Consider the following 15,093-nt stretch of genomic DNA (forward strand, 5'->3'; position numbering starts at 1 on the left):
ATGAGCTTACGCTGGTAAGTGATTCGGGTGAGCGAACGCAGCCAACGCATCTGCAACTTGAAGTATGACGGGTAACGCCAGAAGACCAGCGTCGCCGTTGGCCTCAAGGATAACGGTGTATTATTCGCGCTCGCTTTCGTCTTTGCGCGTTCTGCCAAGCAGGGTAAGCGCCGCCTCGCGCGCCGCTTTGCCACAGTATAAAACCTGCCACAGTTGTTCACTGATGGGCATTTCTACCCCGTGACGCTGCGCCAACGCCAGCACCTCTTTGGTGTTGCGATACCCTTCCACCACCTGACCAATCTTATCCTGAGCGCTTTGCACATCCAGCCCTTGACCCAGCATCATGCCAAAGCGGCGGTTACGGGATTGGTTATCGGTGCAGGTCAACACCAGATCGCCCAGCCCAGCCATCCCCATAAAGGTAGCGGGATCGGCCCCGAGCGCCACGCCAAGCCGCGTCATTTCCGCCAGCCCGCGCGTGATAAGCGCCGTGCGCGCATTGGCACCAAAGCCAATGCCATCGGACATGCCAGCGCCAATAGCAATCACATTTTTTACCGCGCCGCCAAGCTGAACGCCGATAAGATCGGGGTTACTGTAGACGCGAAAACTCTTACCACAGTGCAGCAACGTTTGCAGATCGTCAGAAAACGTTTTGTCTGTCGCGGCCAGCGCGATAGCGGTGGGTAATCCCGCCGCGAGTTCTTTCGCGAACGTCGGGCCAGAAATCACCGCCAGAGGAATAGCTTCACCTAATGCTTCCCGCGCCACATCCTGCAACAATCGTCCGGTTTCTGCCTCCAGCCCTTTTGTCGCCCACACCAAGCGCGCATCGGCACGCAGCAGCGGTTTTAGCTGACGCAGCACGTCACCAAACACATGGCTCGGTACCACCACCAAAATATCACGGCTTGCCGCCAGCGCCTGCGCTAAATCAGACTCGAGGTGCAGCGTATCGGGGAAAGGCACATCCGGCAGGAACGCCTGATTACACCGGGCGGCCTGCAACGTCTGTATGTGCGCAGGATCATGTCCCCACAACACCACGGAGTGACCATTGCGGGCCAGGGTAATCGCCAGGGCGGTGCCGTATGAACCGGCACCCACCACTGTCATGGAAGCATTAGCTGTGCTCATCAGGCATCCAGGCGCGGCGCGCCGTCTTCACCTTCTGCGGGCTGCCCTTCCGTTTGCTGTTGCAGATAGTTCATGAACAGCGCATCGAAGTTCACCGGCGCCAGATTCAACTGCGGGAATGTGCCGCGTGTCACCATGCTGGTCACACATTCACGCGCATAGGGGAACAGAATGTTCGGGCAGTAAGCGCCCAGGCAATGCGCCAGTTGCGTGCCTTCCAGACCGCCAACGGTGAAAATACCCGCTTGCTGAACTTCACACAGGAACGCGGTATTTTCGCCCAGCGTCGAGGTTACCGTTACGCGCAGCACAACTTCATACACGTCTTCCGCCAGTTGGCTGGACGCCGTATCCAGATCAAGTTTAACTTCCGGTTGCCAATCCTGTTGAAACACCTGAGGGGCGTTAGGTGCTTCAAAAGAGACATCCTTGGTGTAAATACGTTGAATCTGAAAAGTCATTTCGGCGGAGTTTTGTTCGGACATGTTGGCTAATACCTTTAATGTTAACGTTTTTAATGCGCCGCATTCACCGTGTGGCTGCGGACGCCAATGTGTGCATTTAAAATCGAACAATGCGCGCAGGGATCCTGCGCCTGGCTACAACCTAGCACACCTTTACGGCATGCTTTAAAGACATTCGGCTTGCGCCATCGCGCTTATTTGCCTTGCACCAGCGGAAGGTTTTCACCGCTCCAGCCGGACAGGCCATCTTTCAGCACAGACACGCGTTCAAAACCGGCTTTCAGCAAATGGTCGGCTGATTCACGTGAGCTGATACCGTTCACGCAAACGACAATCACAGGGCGTGCCTTGTGTTTCTCCAATTCGCCCAGACTGCCGCTCTTAATGTCGTTAGGCAGCAGGTTAATGGCGTTGGCAATGTGGCCACGGCGGAAATCATCACGGTTGCGCAAATCAACGATAACCGCTTCTTCTTTATTGATAAGTTGAATGGCTTCGCCACGCGCGATCTCTTTCACCTTGGAAAGCTTAGTTTTCACGGTCATGACAATAACGGCAACCAACAGTGCAACCCAGCCGATACTCATAATCGGATGCCTGCTTACGAACGACATAATCTCTTGCATGGGGGGTAACAGCTCCCGAATCAGTTAATCAACAAAAATCAAGGTTTCTGAGTATACCTATGCGGTACAGCAATTACAGCCTGTAACAACCAGTAAGCCGCTAAACTGTAACTCTATCTGTGGCATGAATCAGAAAAATCGTAGCGACCGCCGCTAACGGTTGTGCCATTTTATGCGTAATACACTCTTTTTATCTATGCTTGATGCAGTTCATCCTGTGTAAACCTTACCCGAGATGCGCACCTCTGCAATAGGTTCTTTCATTACCGGAAAGAGAAAAGCGCGGTAGGATGACTGGTCAGGGGCTGCCCATCGTGAAATAATCCCACGTTATGAATAAGAAAGCGTCAGTGGTCTCGCCCCGAGTACCATGCAGTGTGCCTGCTCAGGGTTCAAGGTCGGACTCAGGCTTAGGCAAATCGCCGCTGCATGCGCTGCTCGCGATATGTATCAGCGCGGTTTGCGTTGGGGCTTTTGCGTGGCCGACGCTCGGGCTCGGTGCCGATAATCAGCAACAGCTCAAGACGCTGCAACAGGATATCGCGGAGAAGGAAAAACGCGTTCAAGAGCAGAAACAGCAGCGCACTACGCTGCTCAGCCAGTTGCAACAGCAAGAACAATCTATCGCCCGGGCCAGTCGCCAACTGCGTGACACCTCGGGAACGCTTGCCACACTCAGCGAAGAGCTGAAGGCGCTGGCGGCCTCCATCACCAAACTCGAAAGCCAAAGAAAGCAGCAGGAAGCGTTGCTGGCGCGTCAACTGGACGCCGCCTTTCGCCAGGGCCAACACAATGGCTTGCAGTTGATTCTCAGCGGCGAAGAGAGCCAGCGCAGCGAGCGCATTTTGGCCTACTTTGGCTACCTGAATGAAGCTCGCCAGCAAAACATCATCGAGCTGCAACACACCCGCACCGAACTCGCCGCGCAGAGACGGCAGATAGAGCAGAAGCAAGCAACGCAAAAAACGCTGCTCGCCGAGCAGCAAACGCAGCAAAAGGCGTTGGAACAAGCGCGGGGCGAACGTAAACAAACCCTATCCACACTGGAAAGTTCGCTGGAAAAAGATCAGCAGCAACTGACAGAATTACGACAGAATGAAGCACGCCTGCGCGACCAGATTGCCCGCGCTGAACGCGAAGCCAAAGCACGAGCCGAACGCGAAGCGCGCGAGGCGGCCAAGGTGCGTGAACGTGAAGAACAGGCTAAACGCAGCGGCAGCCGTTACCAACCATCAGAAAGTGAGCGTTCACTTATGGCGCGCACTGGCGGGTTGGGCCAACCCGCCGGCCAGGCTCTCTGGCCAGTGAGAGGGCGGGTTGAACACCGTTTTGGCGAGCCATTGCAGGGCGAATTGCGCTGGAAAGGATTGGTGATTGCGGCCCCTGAGGGCACCGATGTCAAAGCCATTGCCGATGGCACGGTGCTGATGGCGGATTGGCTGCAAGGGTATGGACTTGTTGTGGTGTTGCAACACGGCAAGGGAGACATGAGCCTGTATGGCTATAACCAGAGCGCACTGGTGTCGGTCGGCGCACAGGTCAAAGCCGGACAGCCGATCGCACTGGTGGGCACCAGCGGCGGTCAAAGCCAGCCTGCGCTCTACTTTGAAATTCGCCGTCAAGGTCAGGCAGTCAACCCACAACCTTGGTTAGGGAAATAACAGGGAAACCATTTTGCTGATACCGATGTTACGAAAAGTACGCCGTCCGCTTCTCTTCACCTTGTTATTGGCATTCTGTTCATGGGCAACAGCAGGAAAGCTGTCGATCGTGATTGATGATTTCGGCTATCGGCCGCACAACGAAAATCAGATACTGGCGATGCCAACCGCCATCTCGATTGCGGTGTTACCGAACGCGCCCTATGCCCGTGACATGGCGTTAAAGGCCCACCAGCAAGGGCGCGAGATATTGATCCACCTACCGATGGCGCCGATGGGGAAACAGCCTCTCGAGAAAGACACGCTGCGCCCGGAGATGAGCAGTGAAGAGATCGAACGTATTATCCGTCAGGCGGTAAATAACGTTCCTTACGCGGTCGGGTTAAATAACCATATGGGCAGCGCCATGACCTCCAGCCTGCCGGGCATGCAGAAGGTGATGCGGGCGCTCAACGCTTATCAGCTCTACTTTCTCGACAGCATGACCATCGGCAGCAGCCAATCCATTCCAGCCGCGGCGGGCACACAGGTTAAGGTTATCAAGCGTAAAGTCTTTTTAGACGATACCCAAAATGAAGCGGATATCCGCACCCAGTTCAATCGGGCGGTGCAACTGGCGCGCCGTACCGGTTCCGCCATCGCCATTGGTCATCCTCATCCTGCCACCATCAAAGTGCTGCAACAGATGTTGCCCGCTCTGGAGGCCGATATCGTTCTGGTGCGTCCCAGTCAGTTGTTGAATGAGCCGGTTCACTACCAGACGCTGCCTTATGAACCTCGCCCTGCGCAACCGGCGCGTAAACCGTTCCGCAAACCGCAACTGTGCACCATCAAGCAGCCCTTGCCGCCGGTGGGTAACGAGATCTTCTTGAAACTGATTGGGGAAAGCCTGCGTGACAGTGCGCCCGTTCATTTTATTGAGCAGCGCTGGCGCACCTGGGTGACGTCCGGGGAAAAATAAACGCGCAGCGCGCCCTGACCTCGGGGCGCGCTGCGATGCCGTCAATCCCAGTGCAAAATAACTTTGCCGGATTGGCCAGAGCGCATCACGTCAAAGCCTTGCTGAAAGTCATCGATCGGGAAGTGGTGAGTAATAATCGGCGTTAAATCGAGGCCAGATTGGATTAACGACGCCATTTTGTACCAGGTTTCGAACATCTCCCGGCCATAGATGCCTTTGATCGTCAGCCCTTTGAAAATCACCTCGTTCCAATCAACCATCATCGGTTCCGGCGGGATACCAAGCAGCGCCACCCGCCCGCCGTGGTTCATGGCATGCAACAACGCGTGCATCGCGGCTGGCGCGCCGGACATTTCCAGACCCACGTCAAACCCTTCGCGCATCCCGAGCGACAACATGACATCCGCCAGCGTCTCTTGCGCCACATTCACCGCACGCGTAACGCCCATTTTGCGCGCCAACTCCAGCCGATATTCATTGACGTCGGTGATCACCACATGGCGTGCCCCGACGTGGCGGCATATCGCGGCGGCCATAATGCCGATGGGTCCGGCACCAGAGATCAGCACATCTTCGCCAACCATATCGAACGACAGCGCGGTATGTACCGCATTGCCAAAGGGATCGAAAATCGCGGCCAGCTCATCAGAGATCCCATCAGGAATAGGAAACGCATTCAATGCCGGGATCACCAGATATTCGGCAAAGGCACCGGGACGATTAACGCCAACGCCGATGGTGTTACGGCAAAGATGACGCCGTCCGGCGCGGCAATTACGGCAAAAACCGCAGGTGATATGCCCCTCTCCCGCCACGCGATCGCCGATCAGAAAGCCACTGACTTCCTGACCAATGGCAACGATTTCACCCACATATTCGTGCCCGACGATCATTGGAACGGGAATGGTCCTTTGCGACCAGCTATCCCAGTTGTAAATATGCACATCAGTACCGCAAATCGCCGTTTTGCGGATCTTGATCATGATGTCGTTGTGGCCCACCTCCGGCAACGGCGCATCCATCATCCAGATACCGGGCTCCGACTTCAGTTTGGCGAGTGCTTTCATGCGTTTCCCTCCGTTAGCTGACAACACCAAGGCGTTTCCCAACCCGAATAAAGGCAGCCACCGCATGCTCAATCTGCTCCGTGGTGTGCGCGGCCGACATCTGCGTGCGAATGCGCGCTTGCCCTTGCGGCACCACGGGGTAGAAGAAGCCGGTGACGTACACCCCTTCACGCTGCATGGCCAGCGCAAAATCTTGCGCCAGCCGCGCATCCCCCAGCATCACCGGGATAATGGCGTGATCGGCACCTGCCAGCGTAAACCCAGCGGCCGTCATCAGCTTGCGAAACAGCGCAGCGTTTTCCCACAGCCGGGCACGCAATGCATCACCCTGTGCCAGCAAATCCAACACGGCAATGGACGCCGTGACAATAGCCGGGGCCAGCGAGTTGGAAAACAGGTAAGGGCGAGAGCGTTGGCGCAGCCAGTCAATCACCGGTTTGCGCGCCGCGACATAGCCGCCAGACGCACCGCCCAGCGCTTTGCCCAACGTACCGGTCAGAATATCGACGCGCCCCATCACATCGCAGTATTCATGGGAACCTCGGCCCTGCTTGCCGACAAACCCCACCGCGTGCGAGTCATCCACCATCACCAGCGCACCATAACGCTCTGCCACATCGCAAATGCCTTTCAGGTTGGCAATCACGCCATCCATCGAAAAAACGCCGTCGGTCGCCACCATCAGCGTACGAGCCCCGTCCGCTTTTGCCTTTTGCAACTGCGCTTCCAGTTGCTGCATGTCGTTATTGTCATAGCGATAGCGACACGCTTTGCACAACCGGACGCCATCAATGATCGAGGCGTGATTCAGCGCATCGGAGATAATGGCATCGTCATCGCCCAGCAGGGTTTCGAACAGGCCACCGTTGGCGTCAAAACAGGAGGAGTAGAGGATGGCGTCTTCCATGCCGAGGAAATCGGCCAGCTTATTCTCCAGCGTTTTATGGATATCTTGCGTACCACAAATAAAACGCACGGACGCCATGCCGAAGCCGTGGCTGTCTAACCCCGCTTTCGCTGCCGCAATCAGGGTGGGGTTATCCGCCAGCCCCAGATAGTTGTTGGCGCAGAAATTCAGCAAAGGGCCGCCGTCGGCCACCTCGATATCCGCACGCTGTGCCGTAGTGATAATCCTTTCTTCTTTGAACAGACCGTCGGTTCGTGCCGCCATAAGCTGTGCGGACAGACGCTGATAAAACGATGCAGGCATGATGTCACTCCTTTGTGTAAGCCCGTACTCAGCTTAATCAATCCTGTTTATTACGGTGACAGATAACGCCACATAATCTGAAAAATGCCAGTGCGGTCACGACATGCCACAACACCGTCTCGGTAAAACCTTGCGGCAGCGCAAAATGGTGTACTGTCTGTCGTGCAACGAAATGTTATGATGGCAGTCATAAATAGTGTGGAGCGTGGTGCTTCACCCACGAGATTTACAAGGGTTACTCCCATGATCATCGTCACAGGCGGAGCCGGTTTTATCGGCAGCAATATTGTTAAATCATTGAATGACATCGGTTATCGAGACATTTTGGTGGTGGATAACCTGAAAGACGGCACCAAGTTTGTCAATCTGGTCGATCTGGACATTACCGATTACATGGACAAGGAAGACTTCATCGCCAGTATCGTTGCAGGCGACGATCTGGGCGATATCGATGCCATCTTCCATGAAGGCGCATGCTCCTCCACCACCGAGTGGGACGGCAAGTACATGATGGATAACAACTATCAGTACTCGAAAGAGGTGCTGCACTACTGTCTGGAGCGTAGCATCCCGTTCCTGTACGCCTCTTCCGCAGCCACTTACGGCGGACGTACCAGCGACTTTATCGAAGAACGTCAATACGAACAGCCGCTGAACGTTTACGGCTATTCCAAATTCCTGTTCGACCAGTACGTGCGCGATATCCTGCCGCAGGCAGACTCGCAGATTTGCGGCTTCCGCTATTTCAACGTCTACGGCCCGCGCGAAGGGCACAAAGGCAGCATGGCGAGCGTCGCATTTCATCTGAATAATCAGATCAATCAGGGCGAAAATCCGAAACTGTTCTCCGGCAGCGAAAATTTCCAGCGCGACTTTATTTATGTCGGTGATGTGGCTGCGGTTAACCTGTGGTTCTGGCAGCACGGCGTTTCCGGTATTTTCAACTGCGGAACGGGCCGTGCCGAGTCATTCCAGGCCGTGGCCGATGCCGTGCTGGATTTCCACAAGAAAGGCCAGGTGGAATACATCCCCTTCCCTGAAAAACTGAAAGGCCGTTACCAGGCATTCACGCAGGCAGACTTGACCAAACTGCGCGCGGCGGGTTATGACAAGCCATTCAAAACGGTTGCTGAAGGTGTCAGCGACTACCTGACCTGGCTGAACCGCTCCGCGTAAACGCCACAATAATGTGCGGCCGCACGCAGGGATGGCCGCACGTTCCCGGTACGCAGCAGGCACCGGATTGCATCCTTCGATGGCATTCTTCTGTCCACCAAGAAACAGAACATAAAAGATAAACGCTATGAAAATCCTGGTGATCGGCCCGTCATGGGTGGGCGACATGATGATGTCCCACAGCCTGTATCGTTCGCTCAAAGCGCAGTACCCGGATGCACAGATTGATGTCATGGCGCCGGCCTGGTGCCGTCCGCTGCTGGCCCGTATGCCGGAAGTGCGTCAGGCGTTGGCGATGCCGCTCGGGCACGGCGCGCTGGCATTAGGTGAACGTCGACGTTTAGGTGTCTCGCTGCGCGAACAGGGTTACGATCGGGCCTATGTGTTGCCGAACTCGTTTAAATCCGCGCTGGTGCCCTTCTTTGCCAAGGTGCCAGAGCGTACTGGCTGGCGCGGCGAAATGCGTTATGGCTTGCTTAACGATGTGCGGGTATTGGACAAAGCAGCGTTCCCTCTGATGGTACAGCGCTATGTCGCACTGGCCTATCCGCGCGACCAGATTCACCGGGCTGAAGATCTTCCGCAGCCGCTGTTATGGCCGCAGCTACAGGTTACACAGGCAGAAATCGACGCCGTGCTCCCCACTTTTGATTTAGTAAGCGAGCGCTCACTTATTGGTTTCTGCCCCGGCGCTGAATTTGGCCCGGCCAAGCGCTGGCCGCACTATCACTATGCCAGCCTGGCGCAAACGCTGATCGAACGCGGCCATCACGTTGTCCTGTTCGGCTCAGCCAAGGACAACGAGGCGGGAGAAGCGATACGCGACACCTTGCCCGAATCCCTGCGTGCCTTTTGCACCAATCTGGCCGGCAAAACGTCACTGGATCAAGCCGTGGTGCTGATCGCCGCCTGTCACGCTGTGGTCAGCAATGACTCCGGATTAATGCACGTGGCAGCCGCGTTAAACCGCCCTCTGGTGGCACTCTATGGCCCCAGCAGTCCGGATTTCACGCCGCCGCTGTCACATCAGGCCAACGTTATCCGTTTGATTACCGGCTATCATCGCGTGCGTAAAGGCGATGGCGAGCAGGGATATCACCAAAGCCTGATTGATATTCAGCCTGAGCGCGTGCTGGAAGCCTTGACGCCTTACCTCCAGAAACAGGATTATCGCTAATGCGGGTGCTGATCGTTAAAACCTCTTCCATGGGCGATGTTTTGCACACGCTGCCTGCCTTGACGGACGCCATGCGCGTCATCCCCAACTTGCGATTTGACTGGGTGGTGGAAGAAGGGTTTGCCCAGATCCCTACCTGGCACGTCGCCGTTGACCGCGTGATCCCGGTTGCTATCCGCCGCTGGCGTAAAAGCTGGTTCAGCGCAGAAACGCGGCGTGAACGCACGCAATTTAAGCAACAACTGCGAGAACGCCAGTATGATGCCGTGATCGATGCACAGGGTTTGCTGAAAAGTGCGCTGTTGGTCACGCGTCTCGCACGCGGGAAAAAGCATGGTTTAGACAGCAGCAGCGCGCGTGAGCCGCTGGCCAGCATTTTCTATAACTACCGGCACCGCATTGCACGGCAGCAGCACGCCGTCGAACGCATTCGTGCGCTTTTCGCGGCCAGCCTGAGCTACCGTAAGCCCAGTGAGCGGGGGGACTACGGTATCGCCCAGCATTTTCTGGCAGCACCGCCGGAAGATGCCGGACGCTATCTGGTATTCCTGCACGCCACCACACGCGATGAAAAGCATTGGCCCGAATCTCACTGGCTCGAACTGATCGCCAGCCTGCAACCGTCAGGATTGCGCATTAAGCTCCCCTGGGGCGCAGAGCATGAACATCAGCGTGCGCAGCGCCTCGCTGCCGATTTCCCTCACGTCGAGGTGTTACCGCGCCTGAGTTTGCAGCAGGTGGCCGCCGTGCTGGCGGGCGCACAAGCGGTGGTATCCGTCGATACCGGCCTGAGTCACCTGACGGCGGCATTGGATCGTCCCAATATCACGCTCTATGGCCCTACCGATCCTGGGCTCATTGGCGGATATGGTCTCAATCAGGTGGTAGAACAATCTGAAAATCGCCACATGAGCGCCATCTCTGCCGACGCGGTCCGGCAAAAGCTGTCAGAGCTGGTAGACTTACAGCCTCTCGACACGATTCCCCTGCACACATCGGTGCCAAGCGCGCTTCCGTAAAGGCTTGCGCTGGGGCTACACTCATGCCATCCCTGATGGTCGAGATAACGGGGATAGCCCTTGCTACGTGACCCAATGATATGTTGAATGCTTTAAGATACAGTTGGGCAAAATACCCCGCAGTAAGCGCCTCGTTAACCACGAATACGCTGTTTCCAGGGTGCATGCTGACTCTGGCCGTGATGCCATTTAGCACCATCATCGCCGGATGGCTGTTTTATTTGACTGGGGTGTCTGCCGCACTGTATGTGGTTACGCATGTAAAACAGATTCTAGCCGCAAAACGGCTGTTGATATTGCCCATATTGTTGCTACTGATGGGCTGCCTCAACCTTGTTTGGTTTACGCTTTACTATCAACCCGACACGCTTTTTACCGATGTCTACTCCGCTTATCGCACCGCCGGGCATGCAGCGATGCTCGGTGCGTTTATTCTGTTAGCCGCATGCCACCTGCCACATGAAAACCAGCCCGTCGTGAGAATCGGCTCCTTCGCAGTTTGTGTGATGACGCTGGCTTATGCGCTATTTCAGTCCGTTTTTCACGATATGCACCGTGTGGGCCTGATCTTTGGTCCGGCAACCAGCGCGGCCTATTTTATGACGTTTATCGGCGCCCTGAGTGCGCAGGCATTACTCACGCTCAATGTACGCTACAAATATTATCTCTATTTATTCCATTTCTTACTGGTGACCAGTGCCATCATCCTGACCCAGACACGGGCGGCCATTTTTGTTTATCCCCTGATTGGGGCGATGATCCTGTTATCGGAGGTGCGTCATAATAGACGTACCTTGCTTAAGGGCGTGCTGGGCTCCATCGTGACGCTAACGCTCTGCATTGCACTGTTCCACGACACGATCCATAAACGCACCAGTGATTTGATCAATGACATGCGCAGTTACAGCCAGAACAACAGTCAAACCTCGGTAGGCGCACGGTTTGCCATGGTGCAATCCGGCATGGACGCAGGGCTTGCTGCACCGTTCGGGCAATCCGCCGAGCGGCGCGCGGAAGATATCACCGCCCTCGCACAGCAGACGCCAGCCATGAGGGGCGCGGTGAGCTACCTGAACGTGCATCTGCATAACGATGCGATTGAAGCTTTTTCATTGAAAGGCTGGCCCGGTGCGCTACTGATTGTTTTGTTTTATCTCGCGCTCTCTTATTTTTCGATTTTTGTGCTGCGCAGCCACTTCTCCATTGCGCTGTTATTTGCCTTACTTATGTTTGGCTTGAGTGATGTCATTCTCTTTGCTCGAGATATGTTAATGGCGTGGCTGGTCACGTTGTGTCTTGGCATGACACTGACGGGAAAATGGACCCGCCCTGCCTGCGCGCAAGCCCCCTCAGCCTAGCGTAATTATCGCTGTGAGAGGCATACAGCTTTTAGTACCATAGCGGTATAAAATAGTAGAGCGTGTGTATTTATTTATGTGACGCCTGAGAACAATCCGGATAATAGCGCGTAGTTCACTGGTAGCTGAAAAGCCAGGGGCGGTAGCGTGGTCATTTTCTGGTTTAAGTGCGTTGACTGAAGGAAAGCGAGTGAGCCTCAAAACCCTTACCTATAGCCGGATCTTGATTGTAAAGCTGCGTTTTCATGGGGATATGCTGCTGACTACGCCGCTTATCAGCACGCTAAAAGCGCGCTACCCAAAGGCCGCGATTGATGTGTTGCTCTACCAGGACACCATCCCTATCCTTTCCAAGCACCCGGATATCCACCGGTTATACGGTTTGAAAAGAAAAACCGCTGGCGCAATGGAGAAAATCAGTGATTTTGTCACCATGCGCAACACACTTAAACGCAACCGCTATGACCTGATTGTGAATTTGGCCGACCAATGGCCAATAGCGCTGCTGATTAAATCGTTGAACTGCCCTTACAGTCTCTCCATTCAACGCGGAGGAGCCCGGCAGTCACTGTGGCGCGCCTGTTTCACCCACTGTCTGGAACCAACGGGGCAACATATCGTTGAGCAGAACTTCTCTTTGCTCGCCCCTCTGGATGTGCCAGAACAAGACAGAACTCGGCCGCTGTCGCTGTACTACGGCCCGGAAGACGCGGAACGCGTTTTTGCCCTTGCGCCTGAGTTAACGGCAACGCCTTATGTGGTCATTCAGCCGACTGCCAGACAGTCTTTTAAATGCTGGGATAACGATAAATTTGCACAGGTCATTGATCATCTGAAACAGCAAGGATTAGAGGTCGTCCTTACCTGTGGCCCAGGTGCCGAGGATGTGGCGGTGGTGAATGAGATCCACACCCTGTGCGAACACAAACCTACTCTGTCGCTTGCCGGTAAAACGCATTTTCTCGAACTGGCAGCGTTAATCGACAAAGCCGTGCTTTATATCGGCGTCGACTCAGCACCAATGCACATGGCGGCAGCGCTCGCGACGCCAACAATTTGCCTGTTTGGACCGACGGATCACCGTAAATGGAGCCCTTGGTCAGATAACCATATTGTTCTCTGGGCGGGAGACTACACCGCCATGCCCGAGAGAAAGTATCTCGATAGAAATAAAAAATACCTGTCATGTATCCCTGCTCAGGACGTTATTCAAGCCGCAGAAAAACTGCTGGCCTGCCCCACGGGTGCTCCACTAAATACGGCAGAAAGATAAGGAATTCCGCATGAAAATTGCCTTCTGCTTGTATAAATATTTCCCGTTTGGCGGCCTGCAACGCGATTTTCTCAGTATTGCTCAGGCCTGCGTCAGGCAGGGTCACCGCGTGCGTGTGTATGTCTTGTCCTGGCAGGGAGAAGAGCCAGAAAATCTTGAGATTATTTTGGTACCCACTGTCGGTATCAGCAATAACACGCGGCATCAACGCTACAGTGAGTGGGTTCAACATCATTTGCAATTGCACCCAGCCGATCGCGTGGTGGGGTTCAACAAAATGCCTGGGCTAGATTTTTATTACGCCGCTGACGTGTGCTACGCAGAAAAAGTTGAGCAGGAGAAGGGATTTTTCTATCGCTTAACGCCGCGCTACAAGCACTATGCCGCGTTTGAAAAAGCAGTGTTCAGCCCAGGCGTGAAAACCAAAATGCTGATGCTGACTCAGCGCCAGATTGCAGATTTTAAAAAACATTATGGCACGCAGGATGAGCGTTTTCTGATTCTTCCGCCGGGCATTGCACTGGACAGAAAATATGACCAGCAGGCACCCGACGTTCGCCAGACCTTTCGTCATACGCATAATATCCCAGAAAGCGCTCGGGTTTTACTGCAAGTCGGCTCTGATTTCAAGCGTAAGGGCGTCGAGCGCAGCCTGCGCGCCGTTGCCAGCCTGCCGGAAAACCTACGGAAACAGGTCGTTTTTCTGGTTGTCGGCCAAGACAAACCCGATCGTTATCAGACGCTGGCAGGTCAGTTAGGCATTGATAAGCAGGTGCATTTTTTTGCTGGACGTAGCGATGTTCCTGATTTTATGGCCGCCGCAGACCTGCTCCTCCATCCTGCACATCAGGAAGCCGCAGGCATCGTGTTACTTGAAGCGATCACTGCCGGGCTACCGGTTATCGTGACGCAAGTGTGTGGCTATGCGTTCCATATCGATAAGGCGCAAGCAGGCCAGGTTATCGCCTCCCCCTTTAGTCAGGAAGCGCTGAACGCTGCGCTGCACATCGCATTAGAACAAACGGAAACCTTGCATCGTTGGTCGGAGAATGCCCGGCATTATGCCGATACGGAAGATCTTTACAGCTTACCGGAAAAAGCCGCACTGCTGATTTCGGGCCAGGATCGTCACTAAATGAAAAGTGTCATTACGTTAAAAGAGCCGTTCGCCTCACTCTGGCAAGAACATGACCCGTTTGAAGAAGTCAAAAAACTGGATGGCGATGTCTTTCGCGCATTAGAGAGCCGTAAAACATTACGTTTCACCTTGGCCGGACGCTCGTGGTTTATCAAAATACATCGCGGCACGGCATTGAAAGAGGCTCTAAAAAACCTGCTTTCATTGCGCCTGCCCGTATTGGGTGCCGATCGCGAATGGAACGCGATTCACCGCTTACGCGATCTCGGCGTAGACACCATGACCGGAGCAGCATTTGGTCAACGCGGGTTAAACCCGCTACAACGCGAATCTTTTATCATTACTGAAGATTTAAGCCCGGCAATCAGTCTGGAAGATTACTGCGCCAACTGGCCGCAGAATCCGCCAATGCATGCCGAAAAGCGGCGACTGATTCGCCGCGTGGCAGAAATGGTGAGAAAGATGCATGCCGGCGGCGTTAATCACCGCGATTGCTATATTTGCCATTTCTTGCTGCGCCAGCCTTACCAGCCGACCGATAAACAATTTACACTTTCGGTCATCGACCTGCATAGGGCGCAACTTCGCGAGCGTGTTCCGCTGAGATGGCGTAATAAAGATCTTATCGGCCTCTATTTCTCCTCACTCGATATTGGGCTGAGCAAACAGGATCTGTTGTTTTTCCTGAAGATCTATTTTGATCAGCAGCCATTGCGTACTACGCTGCGTCAGGAACAAGCGCTGTTTCACGAAGCATTTACCAAAGCAGAAAAAATTCGAGAAAGAACGGAGCGCAAGGCGCTTTAACCCGAGCCCTGATTAT

General features: G+C 54.7%; 14 protein-coding genes. 9 read left to right on the forward strand and 5 right to left on the reverse strand.

What is annotated here, in order from left to right; all coding sequences use genetic code 11:
- Positions 1–120: 120 nt before the first annotated feature.
- The 3 genes from gpsA to J5067_RS18595 form a co-directional block, all read right to left on the reverse strand.
- Positions 121–1,140, reverse strand: a complete 1,020-nt coding sequence (gpsA, locus tag J5067_RS18585; RefSeq protein ID WP_264645483.1) for an NAD(P)H-dependent glycerol-3-phosphate dehydrogenase — start codon at positions 1,138–1,140, stop codon at positions 121–123.
- Positions 1,140–1,625: a protein-export chaperone SecB gene (gene secB / locus J5067_RS18590; RefSeq protein WP_264645482.1), complete on the reverse strand. Its 486-nt coding sequence runs from the start codon at positions 1,623–1,625 to the stop codon at positions 1,140–1,142. The genes gpsA and secB overlap by 1 nt, the downstream gene beginning before the upstream one ends.
- A gap of 173 nt (positions 1,626–1,798) precedes the next feature.
- Complete coding sequence (locus J5067_RS18595; RefSeq protein WP_264645481.1) at positions 1,799–2,230, reverse strand: rhodanese-like domain-containing protein; 432 nt, start codon at positions 2,228–2,230, stop codon at positions 1,799–1,801.
- A 332-nt stretch (positions 2,231–2,562) separates the two neighbouring features.
- On the opposite strand from J5067_RS18595, the gene envC reads away from it, so the two are divergent.
- Both envC and J5067_RS18605 read left to right on the forward strand, forming a co-directional pair.
- Entirely contained in the window at positions 2,563–3,891 is a 1,329-nt protein-coding gene (envC, locus tag J5067_RS18600; protein WP_264651742.1) for a murein hydrolase activator EnvC, read from the forward strand.
- A 25-nt stretch (positions 3,892–3,916) separates the two neighbouring features.
- Positions 3,917–4,852, forward strand: a complete 936-nt coding sequence (locus tag J5067_RS18605; protein ID WP_264651743.1) for a divergent polysaccharide deacetylase family protein — start codon at positions 3,917–3,919, stop codon at positions 4,850–4,852.
- Positions 4,853–4,893: 41 nt separating this feature from the next.
- Here the strand turns inward: J5067_RS18605 and tdh are convergent, their stop codons facing one another.
- Complete coding sequence (gene tdh, locus J5067_RS18610) at positions 4,894–5,919, reverse strand: L-threonine 3-dehydrogenase (RefSeq protein ID WP_264645478.1); 1,026 nt, start codon at positions 5,917–5,919, stop codon at positions 4,894–4,896.
- A 13-nt stretch (positions 5,920–5,932) separates the two neighbouring features.
- Positions 5,933–7,129 carry a glycine C-acetyltransferase gene (locus J5067_RS18615; protein ID WP_264651744.1) on the reverse strand — a complete coding sequence of 399 codons (1,197 nt, stop codon included), beginning with the start codon at positions 7,127–7,129 and terminating at the stop codon, positions 5,933–5,935.
- A gap of 243 nt (positions 7,130–7,372) precedes the next feature.
- Here J5067_RS18615 and rfaD point away from each other — a divergent pair, with 243 nt between their 5' ends.
- The 7 genes from rfaD to rfaP all read left to right on the forward strand — a co-directional run bounded on the left by rfaD (position 7,373) and on the right by rfaP (position 15,077).
- Complete coding sequence (gene rfaD, locus J5067_RS18620) at positions 7,373–8,305, forward strand: ADP-glyceromanno-heptose 6-epimerase (RefSeq protein WP_195316079.1); 933 nt, start codon at positions 7,373–7,375, stop codon at positions 8,303–8,305.
- Positions 8,306–8,432: 127 nt separating this feature from the next.
- A complete protein-coding gene (rfaF, locus tag J5067_RS18625; protein WP_264651745.1) occupies positions 8,433–9,482 on the forward strand; it encodes an ADP-heptose--LPS heptosyltransferase RfaF in 1,050 nt (349 codons plus the stop codon).
- On the forward strand, positions 9,482–10,501 hold the full coding sequence (gene rfaC, locus J5067_RS18630; RefSeq protein ID WP_264651746.1) for a lipopolysaccharide heptosyltransferase RfaC: 1,020 nt from the start codon (positions 9,482–9,484) through the stop codon (positions 10,499–10,501). Before rfaF ends, rfaC begins: the two co-directional genes overlap by 1 nt.
- A gap of 164 nt (positions 10,502–10,665) precedes the next feature.
- On the forward strand, positions 10,666–11,859 hold the full coding sequence (locus tag J5067_RS18635; protein WP_264651747.1) for an O-antigen ligase: 1,194 nt from the start codon (positions 10,666–10,668) through the stop codon (positions 11,857–11,859).
- A gap of 190 nt (positions 11,860–12,049) precedes the next feature.
- On the forward strand, positions 12,050–13,132 hold the full coding sequence (gene rfaQ, locus J5067_RS18640; RefSeq protein ID WP_264651748.1) for a lipopolysaccharide core heptosyltransferase RfaQ: 1,083 nt from the start codon (positions 12,050–12,052) through the stop codon (positions 13,130–13,132).
- A gap of 10 nt (positions 13,133–13,142) precedes the next feature.
- A complete protein-coding gene (locus J5067_RS18645) occupies positions 13,143–14,267 on the forward strand; it encodes a glycosyltransferase family 4 protein (RefSeq protein WP_264651749.1) in 1,125 nt (374 codons plus the stop codon).
- Positions 14,268–15,077 carry a lipopolysaccharide core heptose(I) kinase RfaP gene (gene rfaP, locus J5067_RS18650; RefSeq protein ID WP_264651750.1) on the forward strand — a complete coding sequence of 270 codons (810 nt, stop codon included), beginning with the start codon at positions 14,268–14,270 and terminating at the stop codon, positions 15,075–15,077.
- Positions 15,078–15,093: the final 16 nt, after the last annotated feature.

This window comes from Candidatus Symbiopectobacterium sp. NZEC151, assembly GCF_025962655.1.
Taxonomy (GTDB): Bacteria; Pseudomonadota; Gammaproteobacteria; order Enterobacterales; family Enterobacteriaceae; genus Symbiopectobacterium.

What these genes read in the sequence shown, in the direction of transcription:
- gpsA (WP_264645483.1), bottom strand. Translation starts at nt 1,140, where the DNA reads ATGAGCACAGCTAATGCTTCCATGACAGTGGTGGGTGCCGGTTCATAC.
- secB (WP_264645482.1), bottom strand. Translation starts at nt 1,625, where the DNA reads ATGTCCGAACAAAACTCCGCCGAAATGACTTTTCAGATTCAACGTATT.
- J5067_RS18595 (WP_264645481.1), bottom strand. Translation starts at nt 2,230, where the DNA reads ATGCAAGAGATTATGTCGTTCGTAAGCAGGCATCCGATTATGAGTATC.
- envC (WP_264651742.1), top strand. Translation starts at nt 2,563, where the DNA reads ATGAATAAGAAAGCGTCAGTGGTCTCGCCCCGAGTACCATGCAGTGTG.
- J5067_RS18605 (WP_264651743.1), top strand. Translation starts at nt 3,917, where the DNA reads ATGTTACGAAAAGTACGCCGTCCGCTTCTCTTCACCTTGTTATTGGCA.
- tdh (WP_264645478.1), bottom strand. Translation starts at nt 5,919, where the DNA reads ATGAAAGCACTCGCCAAACTGAAGTCGGAGCCCGGTATCTGGATGATG.
- J5067_RS18615 (WP_264651744.1), bottom strand. Translation starts at nt 7,129, where the DNA reads ATGCCTGCATCGTTTTATCAGCGTCTGTCCGCACAGCTTATGGCGGCA.
- rfaD (WP_195316079.1), top strand. Translation starts at nt 7,373, where the DNA reads ATGATCATCGTCACAGGCGGAGCCGGTTTTATCGGCAGCAATATTGTT.
- rfaF (WP_264651745.1), top strand. Translation starts at nt 8,433, where the DNA reads ATGAAAATCCTGGTGATCGGCCCGTCATGGGTGGGCGACATGATGATG.
- rfaC (WP_264651746.1), top strand. Translation starts at nt 9,482, where the DNA reads ATGCGGGTGCTGATCGTTAAAACCTCTTCCATGGGCGATGTTTTGCAC.
- J5067_RS18635 (WP_264651747.1), top strand. Translation starts at nt 10,666, where the DNA reads ATGCTGACTCTGGCCGTGATGCCATTTAGCACCATCATCGCCGGATGG.
- J5067_RS18645 (WP_264651749.1), top strand. Translation starts at nt 13,143, where the DNA reads ATGAAAATTGCCTTCTGCTTGTATAAATATTTCCCGTTTGGCGGCCTG.
- rfaP (WP_264651750.1), top strand. Translation starts at nt 14,268, where the DNA reads ATGAAAAGTGTCATTACGTTAAAAGAGCCGTTCGCCTCACTCTGGCAA.